This is a genomic window from Streptomyces sp. NPDC007863 (assembly GCF_040633895.1).
In the GTDB taxonomy this organism is placed as follows: Bacteria; Actinomycetota; Actinomycetes; order Streptomycetales; family Streptomycetaceae; genus Streptomyces.
Map to the genome: position 1 here is coordinate 16,320 of NZ_JBEYEI010000033.1, position 20,710 is coordinate 37,029.

The window sequence follows — 20,710 nt, forward strand, 5'->3', positions numbered from 1 at the left end:
GGGGATTGTTCAACGATTCGACAAGGGGGCTGTTGTCCCGGATCCGTTTCTGCGGTTGACTCGGCGGCCGGACGACGACGGGGCCGACCGCCCCGTGAGGAAGGGGGACCGTGGACGCGAGCGGCACCGGCACGGCCGGGACGGCCGGGACGGCCGGGGGACTGGCGGACGACCGGGCGCTGCTCGGCCGCACGAGCACGGCCGAACGGGTCGCGGACATCCTGCGCACCCGCATCGCCGAGGGCTTCTTCCCGCCCGGCACCCGGCTCTCCGAGGAGAGCATCGGCGGCGCCCTCGGGGTCTCCCGCAACACCCTGCGCGAGGCCTTCCGGCTCCTCACCCACGAGCGGCTGCTCGTCCACGAGCTCAACCGCGGGGTCTTCGTCCGCGTCCTCGCCGTGGACGACGTCGAGGACATCTACCGCACCCGCCGGCTCGTCGAATGCGCCGTCGTGCGGAGCCTCGGCGCCCCGCCCTTCCCGGTGGCCGGACTCGCCGCCGCCGTCGCCGAGGGCGAGGCCGCCGCCGAGGACGGCGACTGGCGCGGGGTCTCCACCGCCAACATCCACTTCCACCGGGAGCTCGTCGCCCTCGCCGGCAGCGCCCGTACCGACGAGCTCATGCGCGGCGTCCTCGCCGAGCTCCGCCTCGCCTTCCACGTCGTGGACGACCCGAAGGCCCTCCACGAGCCCTACCTCGTCCGCAACAAGGAGATCCTGGAGGCCCTGAGCGCGGGAGAGCGGACCGGCGCCGAACGCCTCCTCGCCCGCTATCTCGACGACTCCATCGAGCGCGTCGCGGCCGCCTACGCCCGCGCCGTGGACGAGCCCGCGGAGGCGTAGCGACGGGGCGGAGCGCAGCCCCCGGAGCATGGGCCGGAGGCCTGCCGGCGCCGCGGGCGCAGGGTACCGCCCGAGGCGGGCCGGGGGCGGTGGTTTCTGCGCCGTTTCGACCCATGTCAGTGCGAGGACCTACTCTGTGCACCGTGACTTCGCCTGCCTCGACGGACCTCGCTCCGCCCCAGCTCAGCGCGGGGCCGCGCCCCGCGCAGGGGCCGGCCGCCGACGAAGGGCTCGCGCGGCGCCTGCGCGCGCTCGCCTGCACGGCGCCGCTGCACGACCTCGACACGCGCAAGGCGAACCTCGCGGGCGAGTACACGGTCTACGCGATGGCCGAGGTCGCCCTCGCCGCGATCGACCTCGTCACCCTCCACATGGACTTCGACACCGGCGCCGACCACGACCAGGTCGTCGCCCGGCTGCTGCCCCGCGTCGCCGCCCAGGCCCCGGAGCGCCCCGCCACGGAGCACGAGCGCGTGGCCCGCTGGGTCCTGGAGAACCTGATCAACGTCGGCAGCGTCGACCGCGGCTTCCGCGCCGTCTACGGCACCTTCGGCACCGACGGCGTGTACGTCCGCCGGGACTACGACTTCAAGCTCATCGAGGAGGTCCCGGGGTACGGCGGCGCCGTCTGCCTCCGGACCACCGACGAGGCCGTCAACGTGCTGGTCGGCGCGCTCGACACCGACGTCACCAGCGCCCAGATCGCCGCCGAGGTGAAGCTGGAGGTCCTCATCAGCCGGGGCCGCCTCGCCGACGCCCAGCTCGCGGCCGAGCAGGCCCGCTACCGCACCGTCCAGTACGCCGAGACCCTCCGCAGGACCCTGGAGGCCACCCGGCGCAACGTGCGCGCGGTCGACTGGCTCAACAGCGTCCCCGACATGATCGCCGAGGCGCTCGACCACGTCGCCGACCGCTACCGCCACGAGAACGCGATCCTCACCAACATCCGCAAGGCCAGGGACGAGGCCGAGGACCCCGAGCACAAGCGGCGGGCCGCGGAGCTGGTCGACATCGTCAAGGACTGCATCCGCCGCCACACCCAGCTCCAGTCCCGCCTCCTGGAGGCGGGCCCGCTCTTCCGCGCCGAGCAGGACCGGCAGGCCTTCGCCGCCCCCACCCGGTACACCGGCCTCGACCTGTACGGGCAGCTGGTCGCGCCCGTGCTGCCGCTCCCCGTCGAGCGCGCCACCCGCGTCACGGACGCCTTCTTCGCGCGCGGCACCGGTCTGCGCACCCCCGCCTCGGTCCGCCTCGGCGACCTCGTGGACCTGCTGCTCACCCCGCCCGTCGAGCGCGAGCACCTCGGCGCGGAGATGCCCGAGCCGGACCTGATCGCCACCCCCGACGACTCCCGCTTCAGCGAGCGCCAGCTCGCCGACGCGCTCGCCCTCCTCGACCTGGAGCACGACGCCCCGCGCCGCCTCTCGGGCCTGCTCGCCGACGCCCGCGCGACCGGCGGCGAGGACCTCGCCTACCTGGTCGCCCTGCTCGCCGTCCACGCGGCCAGCCCGCCGGTCGGCACCGCCTACCGCCAGGGCGAGGAGCGCCTGCTCTTCGCCGTCGACGACGGCACCCCGCTCGACGACCCCGGCTTCGGCGGCGCCGACCTCATCGTCGGGACGGCGCTCCTCGACGCCGTGGGCATGGCCGCCGACCGCTCGGAGGCGACGTGACGCACGCCTCCGGCACCGACCGGTCCCCGAAGCGCCCCCGCCTCCTCACCCGCGCCACCCGCGCGTGGCTCCCGAAACCGACCACACCGGAGCACCCGCCGACCGTCACCCCCGACACGGCCCCCACCCCCGCCACGACCGACTCCGCCGAACCGGACACGGCCCCGACGACCCCCGCCGAGCAGCCGACGGCCCCGACGGCCGACTTCGTCGAGCCGGCAGCCGACCCGGTGGTCACGGTGGCCCCGACGGCCGACCTCGTCGAGCCCGCAGCCGATCCGACGGCTCCGGTGGCCCCGACGGCCCCAACCGACCTGGCGGCCGTCCTGACGGAGCCCACCGGCCGGCCCGAAGCCCCCGCCCGGCGCCCCGGGATGGGGGCCCGCACCGGCCCCCGCGTCGTACCCCCCTTCGTGGACCCGCCGTCGACGGCCGCCACCCTGGCCGGCTCCGCCACCCCGGCCGGCCCCGCCGTCCCCGCGCCCACCCCGACCCCGGAACCCGGCACGGAGCCCACCCCGGCGTCCACTGACACCCCCATATCCACACCCACCCCCCGCCCCCGTTTCGCCGTCGTCTCCCTGCCGGAGGCGCCGCTCCGGGGCGAGGTACGGCGGCGGCGGGCGCTGCCGAGCGTGCGGGCCGTGCGCCTCGGCGGGGTCGGGGAGCCGCCGCCCGGGCCGGGCGGGAGCGCCGTGCCGCCCGCCGCCGTCACCCCCGTGCCGCTGCCCCTGCCGAGGGCCGCCGGCACCACCGCCGTACCGAACGAGAGCCGCACCGAGGAGCCCCAGCCGTGAGCGACAACCACGTCGAGTACGCCGAGTACCCGGACGCGTGGAGCGAGCAGGAGTCCCCCCGGCCCCAGGCCACGGCCCCCGCGCACACCGCCGTCACCCCCGCGGACGCCGCCGACGCGGCGCGGCTCGTCTCCTTCGGGCTCCAGCCCAAGCTGCTGCCCGCCCGCGACGCCGAGTACGCCGAGCTGCTCCGCCGCTACCAGGAGGACCCGGCCTTCGCGCGGCTCGCCGACGCCGTCGCGACCGGTCTCGGACTGATCGTCCTGGAGGTCTCCCCGCGCGCGGGCATGGCCGTCACCGCCGGCGAGGACTCCGTCTTCGCCGTCCGCATGGGCGACTACGCGCGCCGCGCCAACACCGACTCCGCCGACCGCTTCCTGCACGGCCTGGCCCACCTCGCCGTCGCCGCGATGGCCTTCCCGCGCCCCGAGGACCTCGCCGACGACGCGTACATCGGCCGCCTCACCGTCAACGGCGTGGACTCCTTCGTCCGCCAGGCCTGCCTCCGCCTGGAGCAGCGCGCCGAGGAGGAAGGCGAGAACACCGACCCGGCCTCCGACGCCCCCGGCCTGGAGGCCGCCTGGCGCGTCTGGTCCCGCCGCTCCACCACCGGCGCCACCAAGGACGCCCGCCGCCTCGCGGGCTCCACCACCGGCATCGTCGCCAAGGCCGTCGCCTTCCTCACCGAATCCGGCTTCCTCCAGCGCACCGGCGACGAGAACGGCGGCTCGTACCGCACCACCGCCCGCTACCAGCTGCAGGTCCGCGACATGGCCGGTTCCGCCGCCCTCACCGAACTGCTCGACCTCGGGATCGTCCCGGTCAGCGACGGCACCGCCACCCTCGTCCCGCCGCCCGAGGGCGACGACCTGGACCTCGCCGCCGACGCGGGCCTCCCCTTCCACGCGTAACCCCACCCCACCGCACCCCGGCCCCGCCCCAGCCACACCCCCGGGCCGCCGCGTCCCGCCCCACCGAACTCCCCGAGCACGAGAGCACGAGAGTCCCTCGCCATGTACGAGCTGTCCCGGGTCCGCCTCTACTCCATCGGCCCCGCCGGCGCCCGCTACGCCGACACCGTCCTGGACCTGCGCGGCGTCGGCGCGCCCGTGCCGCACCCGGCGCCCACCCAGGCGGAGTTCTTCGAGGAGGAGCCCGTCGGCCCGCCGCGCCGCCCCGCCCCCGCGGGCGTGCTCTTCCTGGAGAACGGCGGCGGCAAGTCCGTCCTCCTCAAGCTGATCTTCTCGGTGATGCTCCCGGGCCACCGCAACACCCTCGGCGGCGCCAGCTCCGGCGTGCTCCGCAAGTTCCTGCTCGCCGACGACTGCGGCCACGTCGCCCTGGAGTGGCAGCACACCCTCACCGGCGAACTCGTCGTCGTCGGCAAGGTCAGCGAGTGGCGCGGCCGCCAGGTCTCCAACGACCCGCGGAAGTTCGCCGAGGCCTGGTACTCCTTCCGCCCCGGCCCCGGCCTCAGCCTGGACAACCTGCCGGTCGCCGAGGCGAACGCGGTCCGTCCCGCCGTCGAGGGCGCCTCCGCCGCCACCGGCCGCCGCCGCACCATGAAGGGCTTCCGCGACGCCCTCACCGAGGCCGGCAAGGCCTACCCGCACCTGGACGTGGTGTGGGAGGAGATCCACGACCGCTGGAACGAGCACCTCGGCGAGCTCGGCCTCGACCCCGAACTCTTCCGCTACCAGCGCGAGATGAACGCCGACGAGGGCGAGGCCGCCGGCCTCTTCGCGGTCAAGAAGGACTCCGACTTCACCGACCTCCTCCTCCGCGCCGTCACCGACACCCGCGACACCGACGGCCTCGCCGACCTCGTCGGCGGCTTCGGCAACAAGCTCGGCCGCCGCGCCGAACTCACCGCCGAACGCGACTTCACCGCCGGCTCCGTCGACCTCCTCGGCCGCATCGTCGACGCCGCCGGAACCCGCTCCCACGCGCGCGAGGTGCACGCCGGAGCCGAGCGCCGCACCCGCACCCTCGCCCGCCGCCTCTCCGGCCGCGCCGCCGGGGAGCGGGCGCGCGCCGCCGAGCTGGCCGAGCGGGTCACCGCCGCCGGCCACGCCGTCGCCGAGGCCGAGACGGCCCGCGAGCGCAGCGCCCTCATCGCCGCCGAACTCGCCTACCGGCACGCCTCCCTGGCGCTCGCCGCCGCCGAGAAGGGCGCCGCCTCCCAGCGCCGCGAGCTGATCGAGGCCCGCACCCTGCACTCCGCCTGGCAGGCCGCCGAGTCGGTGCTCCGCCACCGCGCCGCCGGCGACCGATCCGCGCGCGTGGCCGCCGCCATCCGCGAGGCCGAGCGCGACGCCGCCCCGGCCCTCGCCGCCCGCGCCGAGGCCGCCGCCGATCTCGTACGGGCCCTGGCCGCGGCCGCCGAGGAGGGCGAGCGGCACGCCGCCGAGGAGGAGGAACGGTCCACCGCCCTCCAGGAGGCCGGCGAGGCCGCCCACCGGGACGCCACCGCCGCCGCCACCGAGGCCCAGCGCGCCCGCAGCGAGGCCGGCCACCTGCGCCAGCGGCTCGCCGAGGTCGAGCAGGAGACCGCCGAGGCCGTCCGCGCCGGCTGGCTCGACGACTCCGCGCCCGACGCCGACCCGGCCCGCGCCGCGCTCGCCGCCGCCGACGCCGAGAAGACCACCGTCGCCGCCTGGGACGCGGCCCGCGAGGCGGCCCGCACCGCGAGCGACCGGGCCCGCGAGACGGCCGCCGCCGAGTCCCGCGCCGAACTCGCCGCCGCCCGCGCCGCCGACGCCGCCGAGGCCGCCGGCAACGCCTACGACGCCGAGCGCCGCGCCGCCGAGGCCCTGGCCGCCGAGGAGCGCCTCGCGGAACTCCTCGGCCTGCCCGCCTCCGGCTCCCCGCTCCCCGGCCAGCGCGCCGCCGACACGGACGAGGAGGCCGGCGGAAAGCCCGACGCGACGGAGACCGGGGCCCCGCTCTCCGTCACCGACTTCGACCGCTACGCCGAGGAGCTGCGCCGCCTGCTCGACGAGGCCGTCTCCTCCGCCGAGCGCCGCCTCTTCGACCTGCGCACCGCCGCCGCCGACGACTCCCGGATCCTCGGCGCCCTCGGCGACGGCGGCCTGCTGCCGCCGGGCCCGGACGTCCTGGCCACCGTCGAGTTCCTCGGCGAGCACGGCATCCCCGCGCTCCCCGGCTGGCGCTACCTCGCCCAGTCCGTCGACCCCGCCGACCACGCGCGCGTGCTCGCCGCCCGCCCCGAACTCGTCGACGGCGTCGTCATCACCGACCCCGTCTCGTACGGGCGGGCCCGCGAGGCCCTCGCCTCCGCGGCCCTGCTGCCCCGCTCCGCCGTCGCCGTCGGCACCGCCGCCGCCCTCCTCGCCCCCGTACCGGCACAGGACCCCGGGGACGACACGGGCGTGTTCCTGGTGCCGCCGAACCCGGCCATGCACGACGAGCACGCAGCCGACGAGGAGCGCCAGGCGCTCCGCGCGCGTGCCGCCGCCCGCGACGAGGAGATCCGCGCGCTCGCCGCCCGGCTCGCCGGCGACCGCGCCCTCGCCGCCCGGATCGGCGCCTGGCGCGCCGACTGCCCGCCCGGCATGCTCGCCGAGCTCGCGGCCGTCGCCGCCACCGCCCGCGAGACCGCGGAGACGGCCGCCCGAGCCCTCGACGAGGCCCGCGCCCTGCGCGCGGAGGCCGAGGAGACCGCCGCCGAGGCCCTCGCCGTTCGCGACGACCGGCAGGAGGCCGCCCAGCGCGCCCGCCGCGTCGCCGACGCCCTCGCCGGACTCGCGTACCGGCTCCGCGAGCGCTCCGCCTGGCAGGCCAAGCTCCGCGAACTCGCCGACGACGGCGCCGAGTCCGAGGCCCGCGCCCAGACCTGTCTGGAACGCGCGCGCGCCGCCGACGAGGACCGCAGGGCGGCCCAGCGCGCCGCCGACGACGCCCACCGCACCGCCCGCGCGCTGCGCGCCGAGCGCGCCGAGATCGCCGGCGCCCCCGAGCAGCTGCCGGAGGAGACCCCGGGCGCCCCCCGCGCCGCGCTCCCCACCCTCCGCGAGGCCTACCGGGCCGCCTCCCAGGTGTACGAGAAGGTCGGCGTCGGCGCCGACCTGCGCGCCGAGCAGGCCCGCGCCGAGAGCGACGAGTCCGCCGCCCTCGCCGAACTGGACCGGCTCACCAACAAGGTCCGCACCCGCGCCGAGCAGCTCCTGGAGTCCACCGACGGCGCCGACGGCCCGTCCCGGCAGGCCGCCGCGGCCCGCGCCGAGTCCCTCGTGCAGATGCTGGAGTCCCGCGCCTCCGAGGCGAGCGAGAAGCTCGGCCGGCTCCGCGGCGAGTCCGAGCGGCTCGCGCCCGAGGACGGCGAGGCCCACACCGAGCTGCCGGAGGAGCTGGTCCCGGCCGACGCCGACCGCGCCCAGGCCCTGCTGCGTACCGCGAGCGGTGAACTCGCCGCCCGCGGCGACGCCCTGGACGCGGCCCGCGCCGCCCACGCCGGGCTGCTGCGCGACCACCGGGCCGCCGAGGACGCCGCCGGCGGCTTCGACGAGACCGCCGCGCTGCTGCGGGACCTGCTGCGCGACCACGCGGAGGAGGAGCAGGAGGAGCAGGAGCCGTACGCCGGCTCCCTGGAGGAGGCCAGGAACGCGGCCGGCGAGGCCCGGCGGGCGCTGCGCGCCTGCACGGCCGAACTGTCCGCCGCCGACGCCGCCGTCCGCGAGGCGAGCGACATCCTCGTCCGGCACGCCAACTCCACCCGCTACGAGCAGGTCCGCACCCCGGCCCGCCAGCAGATCCGCGAACTGCCCGCCTCCGCGCTGCCCGAGCACGCCGCCAAGTGGGCCGAGGCCTTCGCGCCCCGGCTGCGCGTCCTCACCGACGAACTGGCCCAGCTGGAGCGCAACCGCGAGTCGATCGTGGACCGGCTGCGCGGCCTGGTGGAGACCTCGCTCGCCACGCTCCGCTCCGCCCAGCGGCTCTCCCGGCTCCCCGAGGGCCTCGGCGAGTGGTCGGGCCAGGAGTTCCTGCGGATCCGCTTCGAGGAGCCCGACCAGGCCACCCTCACCGAGCGGCTCGGCGAGGTCGTCGACGAGGCGACCCGGGCCGCCGTGAAGAAGAACTCCGACCTGCGCCGCGACGGCATGTCGCTGCTGCTGCGCGGGGTGCAGGCGGCACTCGAACCCAAGGGCGTCGCCGTCGAGATCCTCAAGCCGGACGCGGTGCTCCGCGCCGAGCGGGTGCCCGTCGGGCAGATGGGCGACGTCTTCTCCGGCGGCCAGCTGCTCACCGCGGCCATCGCGCTCTACTGCACGATGGCGGCGCTCCGCTCCAACGACCGGGGCCGCGACAAGCACCGGCACGCGGGCACGCTGTTCCTGGACAACCCGATCGGCCGCGCCAACGCCACGTACCTGCTCGAACTCCAGCGTGCCGTGTCGGACGCGCTCGGCGTCCAGCTGCTGTACACCACGGGCCTGTTCGACACGACGGCCCTCGCCGAGTTCCCGCTGGTGATCCGGCTGCGCAACGACGCGGACCTGCGGGCGGGACTGAAGTACATCAGCGTCGAGGAGCACCTGCGCCCGGGCCTGCCGCAGCCGGCCGGCGAGGGCGAGACGATCCACGGCGAGATCACGGCGACCCGGATGTTCCGCCGCCACCAGGACGTTCACCAGGACGACCCGCGGCACGGGGAAGCCGCACCGTAGGCACGGCGAAGGCCCGGCACCCCAGGGAGAATTCCCGGGGTGCCGGGCCTTTCCTCGTCCGTCACGGGCCCGTCAGGCGACCCGCTCCTCCGGAACCCGCTCCCGCACCCGTCCCGGATACGCGCTGCTGCTCGGCTCGGAGACCACGCCGTTGCGCTGCCGCCAGACCTGGCGGGTGATCCAGATGTCCAGCACGCTCCAGGTGGCCACGACGGTCGCGACCACCGCCGCTATCGTCATCGGATAGGCCAGCCAGGAGCTCGTCACGGAGGTCAGGAAGGCGACCACGGCGAGGATGAGGGTCACCGACATGATCATCACCGCCCGCACCGCCGCGTTCCGCACCGGATCCGGCATCCTCTGCCGTCCGCGCTCGTCCTCCACCCACAACTGACGCGCGGCCCGCGTCTCGTCTTCCATCTGTTCCGTCACTCCCCACCGCACGACGCTCCCAGGGGTGGCTGCCCGGATCCGACCGCTTTACACGGCACGCACGGCCGGCGACCCCCGGCGCACGGCGGCCCGTCCTCGGACAGGGCGTTCCCCCGTACTTCATGACGCTCCGGACAGGGAAAAGGTTTCCCCGAGTCACCCGTGACATCGCCGACACCGCGAGCGGAACGAACGATTCCAGCCAATGCGCCGCAGGCGGAAAAGGACGCATCGTCAAGTGTCCTGCGCCACAGTGCCTCATCCGAACTCCTGGAATACCAGGACATCTCATGATCAACACTCACTCGACAGGCTGAAAATCGCCCAGACACACCTTCGAGAAGGTCGCGATGCAGTAGTAGGCTCGCGCCGCCGTTTGTTGAAACCGAAGGTTGACGCGCCGTGTTGACGCGGCGACATCGTTCGAGAGACCTCCGTGGCCGCGGGGGCCGTACTGGGGGAGGCCATGCGCTTTCGCGGGAAGTCCATCCGCCGGAAGATCGTGGCGCTGCTCCTCGTACCGCTCGTCTCCCTCACCGGCCTCTGGGTCTTCGCCACCGTCCTCACCGGACGCGAGGCGGACCAGCTCCTCGACGTCGGCTACGTCGTCGACAAGGTCGGCTACCCCATCGAGGACACCGCTCGGGTCATCCAGCTCGAACGCCGCCAGTCCCTCGTCTACCTCGCCGACCCGCGCGGCTCCGAGGCGCTCCCGCAGCTCCGCGCCGCCCGCCTCGCCACCGACCGCCAGATCGCCCGCATCCGCGCCAACGCCCAGGACCCCGGCGTCCGCGAGGAGATGCGGCCGGTCACCACCCAGCGGCTCAACTCCCTGCTCACCGCCTTCGAGGAGATCACCTCGCTGCGCCGCTCGGTCGAGAAGCGCAGCATCGGCCGCCTCCAGGCGCTGGAGTTCTACAACCGCCTGGTCGACCCCTGCTACAGCTTCCTCGTCACCCTCCACGCCCTGGAGAACGTGGAGATGGACAAACAGGGCCGCGCCCTCGTCGGCATCACCCGGGCCCGTGAACTCCTCTCCCGCGAGGACGCCCTCGTCCTCTCCGCCCTCGTCGCCGACCGCGTCACCGCCCAGGAGATCCGCGCCGTCTCCGACCTGGTCGCGGGACGCAAGCAGTACTACGAGGTCAACCTCGAACTCCTGCCCGCCGTCGAGCGGCAGCGCTACGAGCAGTACTGGCGCAGCCCCGAGACCGCGGCGCTGCGCACCGCCGAGGAGGAGTTCATCAAGGCCGGTCCGACGGAACGGCCGAAAAGCGTCACCCCCGCCTACTGGCAGGACGAGGCCAGCCCCGTCCTCGACGAGCTCGCCCGCGCCAACACCGCCGCCGGCGACCGCTACCAGGAGCGCGTCCAGCCCGCCGCGTACAGCGTCCTGCTGAAGGCGGGCGTCGCCGGCGTCCTCGGCTTCCTCGCCCTCCTCGCCTCCGTCGGCATCTCGGTCCGGATCGGCCGCTCCCTCGTCCGCGACCTGCGCCGCCTCCAGAAGGAGTCCCAGGAGGTCTCCGGCGTCCGCCTGCCGAGCGTCATGCGCCGCCTCGCCGCCGGCGAGCACGTCGACGTCGAGACCGAGGTGCCCCACCTGCGGTACGGCGAGGACGAGGTGGGCCAGGTCGGCCAGGCCCTCAACACCCTGCAGCGCGCCGCCGTCGAGGCCGCCGTCAAGCAGGCCGACATGCGCCGCGGCGTCGCCGAGGTCTTCGTCAACCTCGCCCGCCGCAACCAGGTCCTGCTCCACCGTCAGCTCACCCTGCTCGACACCATGGAGCGGCGCACCGAGGACACCGAGGAGCTCGCGGACCTCTTCCGCCTCGACCACCTCACCACTCGCATGCGCCGCCACGCCGAGGGCCTCGTGATCCTCTCCGGCGCCGCCCCCTCCCGCCAGTGGCGCAAGCCCGTGCAGCTCATGGACGTGGTCCGGGCGGCCGTCGCCGAGGTCGAGGACTACGAGCGCGTCGAGGTCCGCCGGCTGCCCCGGCTCGGCGTCGGCGGCCCCGCCGTCGCCGACCTCACCCACCTCATCGCCGAACTCCTCGAGAACGCCACCGTGTTCTCGCCCCCGCACACCGCCGTCCAGGTCCTCGGCGAGCGCGTCGCCAACGGCTTCACGCTGGAGATCCACGACCGCGGCCTCGGCATGAGCCCCGAGGTCCTCCTCGACGCCAACCTGCGGCTCGCGGAGACCCCCGAGTTCGAGCTCTCCGACACCGACCGCCTCGGCCTCTTCGTGGTCAGCCGGCTCGCCCAGCGCCAGAACGTCCGCGTCTCGCTCCAGACCTCCCCGTACGGCGGCACCACCGCGGTCGTCTTCATCCCGGCCGCGCTGCTCACCGACGCCCCCGAGACCCAGGGCGCGGGCTTCCGCCTCGACCGCACGTCCCCCGACCCCCGCACGGCCGACGTCGCCCCGCACCAGGCCTCCGGCGGATCCGGTACGACCTCCGGGGCGCCCGCCGGCGCGCTCGGCGACGGACTCCTCCCGCAGCGCCGGCCGGCTCTCGCCCGGGTCCCCGACCTCGCCGACGAGACGGGCCCCGCGGGAGCCGCGGCCGGGCCGACCGCGCGCCCGCTGGACGGCCCCGTCGAGCTGGAAGGGCCCCTGGACACCGAGGACCTCGACGCGCTCCTCGACCGCTCCGCCGACCTCCTGGACAGCGACAGCGAGCGCGGCGGCCTCTTCCGCCCGCAGCGCCGCCGGGGCGGGCTCGTCCCGGCCGCCGAGCAGCACCAGCAGGCCGCCGACCAGACCTCGGGACACGGCGGCGACGACCCGGCGGGCGAGGACGACGCCCCGGGCGCCCACGGCGCCGTGCCGCTGCCGCGCCGCCGCCCGCCGACGCTCGTCGTCGACCACGGACGCCGGCTCGACGAGCCGGGACGCGCCCACCCGGCCCCCGACCGGCGCGGCGCCGAGGACGGCCCGGTGCCGCCGCGCCCGGCCGGGCCCACGCTCGTCCCCGTACTCCCGGAGGGCACCGAGTCCCGTACGGCCCCCGCGCCGGTGGCCGCGCCGCGCGCGGAGGCGCCGGAAGGGCTCGACGGGCTTCCGCGCCGGGTCCGGCAGGCCAGCCTCGTGCCGCAGCTGCGCGAGCCCGACCGGCCGGCCCCGGCCGACGACCTGCCCGCCGAGGGCGGCCGGGCCGAGGACGACTTCGAACGCGACGCCGAGGAAGTGCGGGCCCGCATGGCCGCCATGCAGCGCGGCTGGCAGCGCGGCCGACGGCACGGCTCGGGACCGGACGACAGCACAGCACACGGAACGACACCCGAGGGGGACGGTCGATGACCGCACCGAACGCCGCAGCAGGCACCAGCAGCACCGTCCACGGCAACGGCGAGCTCAACTGGCTCCTCGACGAGCTGGTCCAGCGCGTCGCCGCCATCCGCAAGGCCCTGATCCTCTCCAGCGACGGCCTGCCCACCGGCGCGTCGAAGGACCTGAGCCGGGAGGACGGCGAGCACCTGGCCGCCGTCGCCTCCGGCTTCCACAGCCTCGCCAAGGGCGTCGGCCGCCACTTCGAGGCGGGCAGGGTCCGCCAGACGGTGGTCGAGCTGGAGGACGCCTTCCTCTTCGTCACTGCCGCCGGCGACGGCAGCTGCCTCGCCGTCCTCGCCGACGCGGACTCCGACGTCGGCCAGGTCGCCTACGAGATGACCCTGATGGTCAAGCGGGTCGGCACCCATCTCGGCACGGCCCCCCGGACCGGTCTGACGACAGGAGGGTGAGCCGCCCCGCATGAGCGACGCAGCCGAGCGCATTCAGCCCGACGGGGACGTCTCCGGCCGGCGCAGCGCCGTCCCCCACCACTGGTACGACGACGAGGCGGGCCCGGTCGTCCGCCCGTACGCGATGACCCGCGGCCGGACGAGCGCCGCGGGCCGGCACCGGCTCGACCTCATCGCCCTGGTGGTGCCCGAGCCGGCCGCCGACGACCCCGGCCGTGACCAGTCGCTCTCCCCGGAACACGTGGAGATCGTCGAACGCTGCTCCGAGCAGCCCCAGTCGATCGCCGAGCTCGCCGCCGGACTCGACCTCCCCGTCGGGGTGGTCCGGGTCCTGGTCGGCGACCTCGTCGACGAGGAACTCGTGCACGTGACCCGCCCCGTTCCGCCGGCCCAGCTGCCGGACGTGAGCATCCTCCGCGAGGTGATCAATGGCCTTCGGGCGCTCTAGCCGCAAGAAGCCCCCCGTCGAGCCGGTGACGTTGAAGATCCTGGTGGCGGGCGGTTTCGGAGTCGGCAAGACGACACTGGTCGGCGCGGTCAGCGAGATCCGGCCGCTGCGGACCGAGGAGGTCCTCACCGAGGCCGGCCGTCCCGTGGACGACCTGCACGGCGTCGAGGCCAAGACGACCACCACGGTCGCCATGGACTTCGGCCGCATCACGCTCCGCGAGGACCTCGTTCTGTACCTGTTCGGCACCCCGGGCCAGGACCGCTTCTGGTTCCTCTGGGACGAGCTGGCGCAGGGCGCGCTCGGCGCGGTCGTGCTCGCCGACACCCGCCGCCTGGAGGACAGCTTCGCCGCCATCGACTACTTCGAGCGGCGCGGCATCCCCTTCACGGTGGCCGTCAACTGCTTCGAGGGCGCCCGCCACTACCCGACGGAGACCGTGCGGGCCGCGCTCGACCTCGACCCCGACGTCGAGCTGGTGCTGTGCGACGCCCGAGACCGCGAGTCGGTCAAGGCCGTCCTCGTCGCCGTCGTCGAACACGCCCTCGTCCTCGCGGACCGGGGCCAGCAGCCGGTCGCGACCTGATCCGGACGACCTGATCCGGACGGCCGGAACCGTACGACCTGATCCCTACAGCCCCCAGCCGTACGGATCAGGTCGCGGGCCCGCCCCTCCCGGGCGGCCTCAGCGGACCGCCACCACCGCCGACCCGTGCCCGAACAGGCCCTGGTTGGCGGTGATCCCGGCCCGCGCCCCCGGCACCTGCCGGTCGCCGGCCGCGCCGCGCAGCTGCCAGGTCAGCTCGCAGACCTGGGCGATCGCCTGCGCGGGCACCGCCTCCCCGAAGGAGGCGAGCCCGCCGCTCGTGTTGACCGGCAGCGCGCCGCCGAGTCGGGTCGCCCCGTCCCGGAGCAGCTTGGCGCCCTCCCCGGTCCCGCACAGGCCCAGGTCCTCGTACCACTCCAGCTCCAGGGCCGTCGACAGGTCGTAGACCTCGGCCAGCGACAGGTCCTCCGGCCCGAGCCCCGCCTCCTCGTACGCCGCCCGCGCGAGCGAGGCCTTGAAGCCCTGCGGCGGGGGAGCGAGCGCGGTGGTCGCGTCGGTGGCGATGTCGGGCAGGTCGAGGACGGCCCTGGGGTACGTGGGGGAGACCGTCGACACGGCCCGGATCCGCACCGGATCGGCGTGCCCGTGCCGCCGCGCGAAGTCCAGGCTGGACAGCACCAGCGCCGCCCCGCCGTCGGAGGTGGCGCAGATGTCGAGCAGCCGCAGCGGATCGGCGACCACCGCCGAGGCGGCGACCTCCTCCGCGGTGACCGTCTTCCGGTAGCGGGCCAGCGGGTTGAGCGCCCCCGCCGCCGCGTTCTTCACCTTGACCCGGGCGAAGTCCTCGACGGTGTCCCCGTACAGCGCCATCCGGCGGCGGGCGTAGAGCGCGAAGTACGCCGGGTTGGTGGCGCCGAGCACCCGGAACCGCAGCCAGTCCGGATCCCCGGGCCGCTCCCCGCCGGCCGGCGCGAAGAACCCCTTCGGGGTCGAGTCGGCGCCCACGACGAGCACCGCGTCGGCGAGCCCGGCGAGGATCTGCGCCCGTGCCGCGCCGATGGCCTGGGCACCCGAGGCGCACGCCGCGTACACGCTGGTCACCCGCGCACCCTGCCAGCCGAGGGCCTGCGCGAAGGTCGCCCCGGCCACGTATCCCGGATATCCGCACCGCATGGTGTCGGCCCCGACGATGGATCCAATATCCGACCACTGCACTCCGGCGTCGGCGAGCGCGGCGCGGGCGGCGGCGGTCCCGTATGCGACGAAGCTGCGCCCCCACTTGCCCCAGGGATGCATCCCGGCCCCGATGACGGCGATGTCGTTCACGCGCGCTCCTCCGTCCCTACAGGCCGCCACCGCCAGGTGGTCCAGACGTGCTCGGCGTCCTCGTTCAGCACCCCGGGCACCACCTCGACCTCCATGCCCACCGCCAGGTCCGCGGTGCGCACGCCGGGTGCGGCCTGCCCGAGCACCACCATCCCCTCGGCGGCGAGCTCGACCGCGACGAGGACGTACGGCTCCCAGGGCTTCTCCGGGTCGGAGACGTACGGGGCGGGGGGCCGGTAGCGCCCGTCGGTGTACGACCACACCCGTCCGCGCGGCGAGAGCGGCGTCTCGTCGAGCGCGCCCCCACCCGCGCAGCCCGGGTTGCGGCAGGCGTCGTCCTCGCGCGGGAAGAACACCGCCGCGCAGGCCGAACACCGGGTGCCGAGCAGCCGGAACTCCCCGTCCGGAACGGTGTCGTCGGTGAACCAGCCGCCCACGACCGGCCTGCGCGTCCGTGCCATCGTCGCCCCTCCGCCCAGATCTGACGATGCGTCATGTATCTGCGGCCGCCGAGTCTGGCACGCCCGCGCAGGCGGCGGAAGACGTCAGTGCCCGGCCACCGACCTCCGGGCCACCGGGAAGTCGAAGTACGTCGACGGGAACGGCTCCGGCTTGAACGTGAAGTGCCACCACTCCTCCGGCAGGTTCACGAACCCCTCCGCCTCCAGCAGCCCCTTCAGCAGCTGCCGGTTGGCCCGCTGGACGCCCGTGATCCTCGGGTCCTCGGTGTGCGAGAGCGTGTCGAAGCAGTCGTACCCGGTCCCCATGTCCACCGAGCTGTCCGGGAACCGCTCCTCCCGCGGCCCCACGCACGAGGTCAACTCCTCGCCCGGCACGTACGCGCGCGTGCGCGCCGCAGGCAGCCGCACCACCGTCACGTCCACGGTCGACCCCCGGCTGTGCCCGGACTTCTCCGCGATGTACCCGTCCGCGAAGAGCCGGTCCTTCGCCACCGCCGGATAGAACTCCGCCTTCATCCGCTCGTCCGCCAGGTCCTCCGCCCAGCGCACGAAGTGGTCCACCGCCCGCTGCGGCCGGTAGCAGTCGTACACCTTCAGCGTGTACCCCCGCGCCAGCAGCCGCGTCTGCGCCCGGTGCAACGCCTCCGCCGCCAGCCGCGTCAGCACGCACACGGGCTGCCGGTACCCATCGATCGGCTCGCCCACGAAGTTGTGCGCGGTCGTGTACCGCATCTCCTGAAGGATCGTCCGGTCCACCGAGTCCAGGGCCACGAACTCCCGCGGCGCCTTCGGTCCGGGCGCGCCGACGGCGGGCGCACCGACCGCCGGGGAGCCCAGACCTCCCACGCAGACGAGCAGCAGGGCCGCACCCAGCGAACGTGTCACCACACCAAGTCGAGTCATGCGCACCGGGTCTACCAGTTCCGTCCCCACCGGGAAACCCCCTCGCGTACGGTCGACGCCGTGACCACCCCCGTGCACGACTCCCACTGCTCGGCCTGCGGAGCCCCCTACCCGGCCGGCATCACCCCCTGGCCCCGCACCTGCCGCTCGTGCGGCACCACCGCCTACCGCAACCCCCTCCCGGTGGCCGTGGCCCTGCTCCCGGTCACGGCCCCGACGGGCACCGGTCTCCTCGCCATCACCCGCGCCATCCACCCCGGCCACGGCGGCACCGCCCTCCCCGGCGGCTTCATCGACCACGGCGAGGACTGGCGCACCGCCGTCACTCGCGAACTCCGCGAGGAGACCGGCATCGCTGCAGCCCCCGAGGACGTCCGCCTCGCCGACGTCCTCTCCTCCGCCGACCACCTCCTCGTCTTCGGCCTCCTCCCGCCCGTCGAGGCGGCCGCGCTCCCCGCCTTCACCCCGACTTCGGAGACCTCCGCCCGCCTCGTCCTCCCGGAACCGCGCGAACTGGTCTTCCCGCTCCACACGGAGGCGGCCGGGAAGTGGTTCGGGGGCGCGTACGGCTGAGGCAGATGTCGGATCCAACATCCGGGATCCAACATCCAACATCCTGGATCCAAAATCTCTGATCCGATCTCCAGGGTCCTGGATCCGACCTCCGGGATCCTGGATCCGATATCCAAGATCCGCTCTTCAGGATCCGGTCAGCCCCTACCGCAAGCGGTCAACGCCACCACCCCCTGCCCCACGACCGCGGTGTGCGGCCCCAGCGCACCGGGGTTCACCGACAGCCGAGCGGCGATGTCGTCGGCGTAGCAGGTGTCCGGAATGCAGAGCTCCCGCTTGAGCCGGTCGTGGAGGGCGGTGAACGCCGCCGAGTCGCTGACGTCCACGTCGTCGAAGGCGTCCTCCGGGAACCCGTCCTCGTGCGGCAGCAGGTATCCGGCCTCCGCCGGGTGCCGCGGCCCGTCGTCGCCGTTCTCCTCCGCGTCGAAGGCGTCGTAGTGGCGCAGCACTTCGCCGTTCTCGGCGACGCACCAGGCGGTCCACCCGTCGCCGCAGCTCATCCCGTACCAGTGCGCGGCGCCGAACCGCCGGCTGAGCGCCACGCACCGCTCCCGCACCACCGGGGCGAGCGCCGCCTCCGGGTCGTCCGCGTCCTCGACGCGGTGATGGTCCAGGGAGGACGAGCCGAAGACCAGCGTCCAGCCGTCCAGGACGGGGCTGACGAAGACCCGGGAGCAGGCCGCGTGGGCGTCGTCGGCGTCCCAGGAGTGCTGGTCCAGGTTCCAGGTCTCCGCGCCGGCCCGCAGGGACACCACCTGCTCCTCGCCCAGGTCGAAGGCGTCGAGCACCGAGCCCTGGTCCGCGGTCGGTACGGCGTACCAGAACCCGCACAGATGTACGGGGCCAGGTGCTTCGTTCGTGTCGTCGGTCATGCCGCACACCGTAGGAGAGGCCACCGACAAGGCCGTTCCGCCGCCCCGGTCACAGACCCCGCACCCGCACCGGCAACTCCGCCGCCACGCACCCCTCCTCCGTCACCCGCTCGACCACGACCCGTCCGTCCACGAGCCGTGACTGGTACCGCTCGATCTCCGCCGGCTCCCAGCCGTCGCCGCTGTCGCGGACGACGAGCCCGCCGCCCGTCCGGCCGGGCGCGGGCGCCCACACCTCCAGCGTCAGCTCCCCGTCCGCGCCCCGCACCGGAAGGACCGCGCCCGCGCGCGCGAGGACCGGCATGCGCGCGAGGGGCGCGTCGAGCAGCACCTGCCCGGGGCCCTCGTACGCCTCCCCGGTCGCCGTGTCGTACCAGCGGCCGCGCGGCAGCCGCACCGCCCGCCGGTCCTGGCCCCGCTGCAGGACCGGCGCGACCAGCAGCCCGTCGCCCAGCAGGAAGGCGTCCTCGCACTCCCGCAGCGCCCGGTCCTCCGGCGTCCCCCACCACATCGGCCGCACATAGGGCGCGCCCGTCATCCGGGCGAGCCGGGACAGGGTCACGAAGTACGGCTGGAGCCGCTCGCGTTCGGCCAGCGCCACGCGCGCGTGCTCCAGCACCTCGGGGCCGAACTCCCACGGCTCCCGCCGCCCCGCGTCCAGCGCCGCGTGCGTCCGGAACAGCGGCAGCCACGCCCCCAGCTGGTACCAGCGCAGGAACAGCTCGGGCGACGGGCTCCCGTCGAAGCCGCCGACGTCCGGCCCCGAGTACGGCACCCCGCACAGCCCGAGCCCGAGCACCAGCGCGAGCGAGGCCCGCAGCCCCGGCCAGCCGGTCGCCACGTCGCCGGACCAGGTGCCCCCGTACCGCTGCATCCCCGCCCACCCCGCGCGCGTGAACAGGAACGGCCGCTCCTCGGGCCGCAGCCGCCGCAGCCCCTCGTAGCCGGCCCGGGCCATCAGCAGCCCGTACACGTTGTGCCCCTCCCGGTGGTCGCCGCCGCGCCCGTCCAGGTGGTGCCGGGCCGACCGGGGGAGCGTCGGATCGCCGAAGGCCGCGAACGACACCGGCTCGTTCATGTCGTGCCACATCCCGGAGAAGCCCTGCCGCAGCCGCTCCTCGTACAGTCCGCCCCACCACTTCCGTACGTCCGGATCCGTGAAGTCCGGGAAGGCGCACTCCCCGGGCCACACCACCCCCCGCACCTCCTCGCCCCGCGCGTCCCGCACGAACGCCCCGGCCGCCCGCCCCTCCTCGTACAGCACGTTCCCCGGCTCCGCCGCGACCGCCGGATCGACGATCGACACCAGCCGCACCCCCTGCCCCCGCAGCTCCTCCGCGAGCCCGGGAAGGTCCGGGAACCGCTCCCGGTCCACCGTGAACACCCGGTGGCCGTCGTAGTGGTCGATGTCCAGATGGACCGCCGACAGCGGCAGCCCCCGCTCCCGGTACCCGGCCACCACCCGCCGTACCTCCGCCGCGCTCCCGAACCCCCAGCGCGCGTGCTGCGGCCCCAGCGCCCACGCCGGAGGCAGCGCCGGCGCGCCCGTCAGCGCCGCCCAGTTGTGGAGCACGCGCGCGGGGGTCCCGACGACCACCCAGCACCGCAGCGGACCGCCCTCCATCCGCACCTCGCTCGTGCCCGGCCGGTCGTGCCCCGACCCCGCCCCCTCCTCGCCCTCCGCGAGCGTCACCCGCCCGTCCCACGTGTTGTCGTGGAACGCCAGATGCGTCCCCGCGTCCGCGACGACGAACTGCACCGGCATCGTGATGTACAGCGGATCGTCCCCCGGCCCGAACCGCCCCTTCGGGTCCGTGTTCCACAGCCGGTACGCCCCGTCCCGCAGCCGCGGCCCCGCCGACCGCCCGCCGAGCCCGAAGAACCGCGCGTCCGCCGGCACCTCCGCCCGCTGCGCCCACCGCGCCGGCCCCCCGCCCACCGGCTCCCACCAGCGCGGCGGCAGGTCACGCCGCAGCATCACCCCGCCCGGCGTGCGGATCTCCACCGCCCCGTGCCGCGAGACGGCCACCGTGACCCGCTCCGACACGACCCGCCAGCCGCCGTCCGTGTCCGGCTCCAGGACCGCCCGGGGATCCGGCTCGGGCGCCGCCCCCACGAGCGCGTACGACGGCTCCGGCTCCGCCCCGTCCCAGCCCCAGAACACCGTGCCGCCCGCCGACACGCACACCCGCAGTGACGACCGGGCGAACCGCACCGTCCCGCCGCCCGGAGCCGGCTCCGCGCCCTCCGCGAGCCCCGGGACCCGGGCCCGCTCCGCCCCCCGCGGCGGCAGCCCCGCCGCGTCCGCCCGCCGCTGCCGCCACGCCGCCCGTACCGTCCTGAGCCCCCGCACCGAACCGAACACCCTCACCGAACGCACCAGTCCACGACCGTCCATGAGG

16 protein-coding genes are annotated in these 20,710 nt (G+C 75.3%); 10 read left to right on the forward strand and 6 right to left on the reverse strand.

The genetic code is table 11. The features are described from left to right. The first annotated feature begins 110 nt into the window (after window positions 1–110). From ABZ621_RS35100 to ABZ621_RS35120, 5 genes are all read left to right on the forward strand, one after another. The gene (locus tag ABZ621_RS35100; RefSeq protein WP_360610855.1) at window positions 111–842 is read left to right on the forward strand and encodes a GntR family transcriptional regulator; all 732 of its coding nucleotides are present in this window, start codon (window positions 111–113) and stop codon (window positions 840–842) included. A 143-nt stretch (window positions 843–985) separates the two neighbouring features. Further along, entirely contained in the window at window positions 986–2,515 is a 1,530-nt protein-coding gene (locus ABZ621_RS35105) for a hypothetical protein (RefSeq protein WP_360610857.1), read from the forward strand. Continuing rightward, window positions 2,512–3,312, forward strand: coding sequence for a hypothetical protein (locus ABZ621_RS35110; RefSeq protein WP_360610859.1), 801 nt, complete (start codon window positions 2,512–2,514; stop codon window positions 3,310–3,312). Before ABZ621_RS35105 ends, ABZ621_RS35110 begins: the two co-directional genes overlap by 4 nt. Further along, window positions 3,309–4,223: a hypothetical protein gene (locus tag ABZ621_RS35115; RefSeq protein ID WP_360610861.1), complete on the forward strand. Its 915-nt coding sequence runs from the start codon at window positions 3,309–3,311 to the stop codon at window positions 4,221–4,223. The genes ABZ621_RS35110 and ABZ621_RS35115 overlap by 4 nt, the downstream gene beginning before the upstream one ends. A gap of 102 nt (window positions 4,224–4,325) precedes the next feature. Next, complete coding sequence (locus ABZ621_RS35120; RefSeq protein ID WP_360610863.1) at window positions 4,326–8,999, forward strand: hypothetical protein; 4,674 nt, start codon at window positions 4,326–4,328, stop codon at window positions 8,997–8,999. Window positions 9,000–9,071: 72 nt separating this feature from the next. On the opposite strand, the gene ABZ621_RS35125 is transcribed toward ABZ621_RS35120, so the two are convergent. After that, a complete protein-coding gene (locus tag ABZ621_RS35125) occupies window positions 9,072–9,419 on the reverse strand; it encodes a hypothetical protein (protein ID WP_360610865.1) in 348 nt (115 codons plus the stop codon). A 478-nt stretch (window positions 9,420–9,897) separates the two neighbouring features. Here ABZ621_RS35125 and ABZ621_RS35130 point away from each other — a divergent pair, with 478 nt between their 5' ends. Genes ABZ621_RS35130 through ABZ621_RS35145 form a run of 4 tightly spaced genes read left to right on the forward strand, consistent with a single transcriptional unit; the run spans window position 9,898 to window position 14,212 of the window. After that, a complete protein-coding gene (locus ABZ621_RS35130) occupies window positions 9,898–12,738 on the forward strand; it encodes a nitrate- and nitrite sensing domain-containing protein (RefSeq protein ID WP_360610867.1) in 2,841 nt (946 codons plus the stop codon). After that, window positions 12,735–13,178 (forward strand): roadblock/LC7 domain-containing protein, encoded by a 444-nt coding sequence (locus ABZ621_RS35135; RefSeq protein WP_360610869.1) that lies wholly within the window; start codon window positions 12,735–12,737, stop codon window positions 13,176–13,178. Before ABZ621_RS35130 ends, ABZ621_RS35135 begins: the two co-directional genes overlap by 4 nt. A 10-nt stretch (window positions 13,179–13,188) precedes the next feature. Then, window positions 13,189–13,626 carry a DUF742 domain-containing protein gene (locus tag ABZ621_RS35140; RefSeq protein WP_360610871.1) on the forward strand — a complete coding sequence of 146 codons (438 nt, stop codon included), beginning with the start codon at window positions 13,189–13,191 and terminating at the stop codon, window positions 13,624–13,626. After that, window positions 13,607–14,212, forward strand: a complete 606-nt coding sequence (locus ABZ621_RS35145; protein ID WP_360610873.1) for an ATP/GTP-binding protein — start codon at window positions 13,607–13,609, stop codon at window positions 14,210–14,212. The genes ABZ621_RS35140 and ABZ621_RS35145 overlap by 20 nt, the downstream gene beginning before the upstream one ends. A gap of 99 nt (window positions 14,213–14,311) precedes the next feature. Here the strand turns inward: ABZ621_RS35145 and ABZ621_RS35150 are convergent, their stop codons facing one another. The 3 genes from ABZ621_RS35150 to ABZ621_RS35160 form a co-directional block, all read right to left on the reverse strand. After that, window positions 14,312–15,499, reverse strand: coding sequence for a lipid-transfer protein (locus tag ABZ621_RS35150; protein WP_360610875.1), 1,188 nt, complete (start codon window positions 15,497–15,499; stop codon window positions 14,312–14,314). After that, a complete protein-coding gene (locus ABZ621_RS35155; protein WP_360610877.1) occupies window positions 15,496–15,960 on the reverse strand; it encodes a zinc ribbon domain-containing protein in 465 nt (154 codons plus the stop codon). The genes ABZ621_RS35150 and ABZ621_RS35155 overlap by 4 nt, the downstream gene beginning before the upstream one ends. An 84-nt stretch (window positions 15,961–16,044) precedes the next feature. Further along, complete coding sequence (locus ABZ621_RS35160) at window positions 16,045–16,863, reverse strand: M15 family metallopeptidase (RefSeq protein WP_360610879.1); 819 nt, start codon at window positions 16,861–16,863, stop codon at window positions 16,045–16,047. A gap of 60 nt (window positions 16,864–16,923) precedes the next feature. On the opposite strand from ABZ621_RS35160, the gene ABZ621_RS35165 reads away from it, so the two are divergent. Further along, a complete protein-coding gene (locus ABZ621_RS35165) occupies window positions 16,924–17,436 on the forward strand; it encodes an NUDIX domain-containing protein (RefSeq protein WP_360610881.1) in 513 nt (170 codons plus the stop codon). 137 nt (window positions 17,437–17,573) lie between these two features. Here ABZ621_RS35165 and ABZ621_RS35170 read toward each other — a convergent pair whose 3' ends face one another. Both ABZ621_RS35170 and ABZ621_RS35175 read right to left on the reverse strand, forming a co-directional pair. Next, window positions 17,574–18,308, reverse strand: coding sequence for a hypothetical protein (locus tag ABZ621_RS35170; protein ID WP_360610883.1), 735 nt, complete (start codon window positions 18,306–18,308; stop codon window positions 17,574–17,576). A 49-nt stretch (window positions 18,309–18,357) separates the two neighbouring features. Beyond that, window positions 18,358–20,706, reverse strand: coding sequence for a glycoside hydrolase family 31 protein (locus ABZ621_RS35175; RefSeq protein ID WP_360610885.1), 2,349 nt, complete (start codon window positions 20,704–20,706; stop codon window positions 18,358–18,360). Window positions 20,707–20,710: the final 4 nt, after the last annotated feature.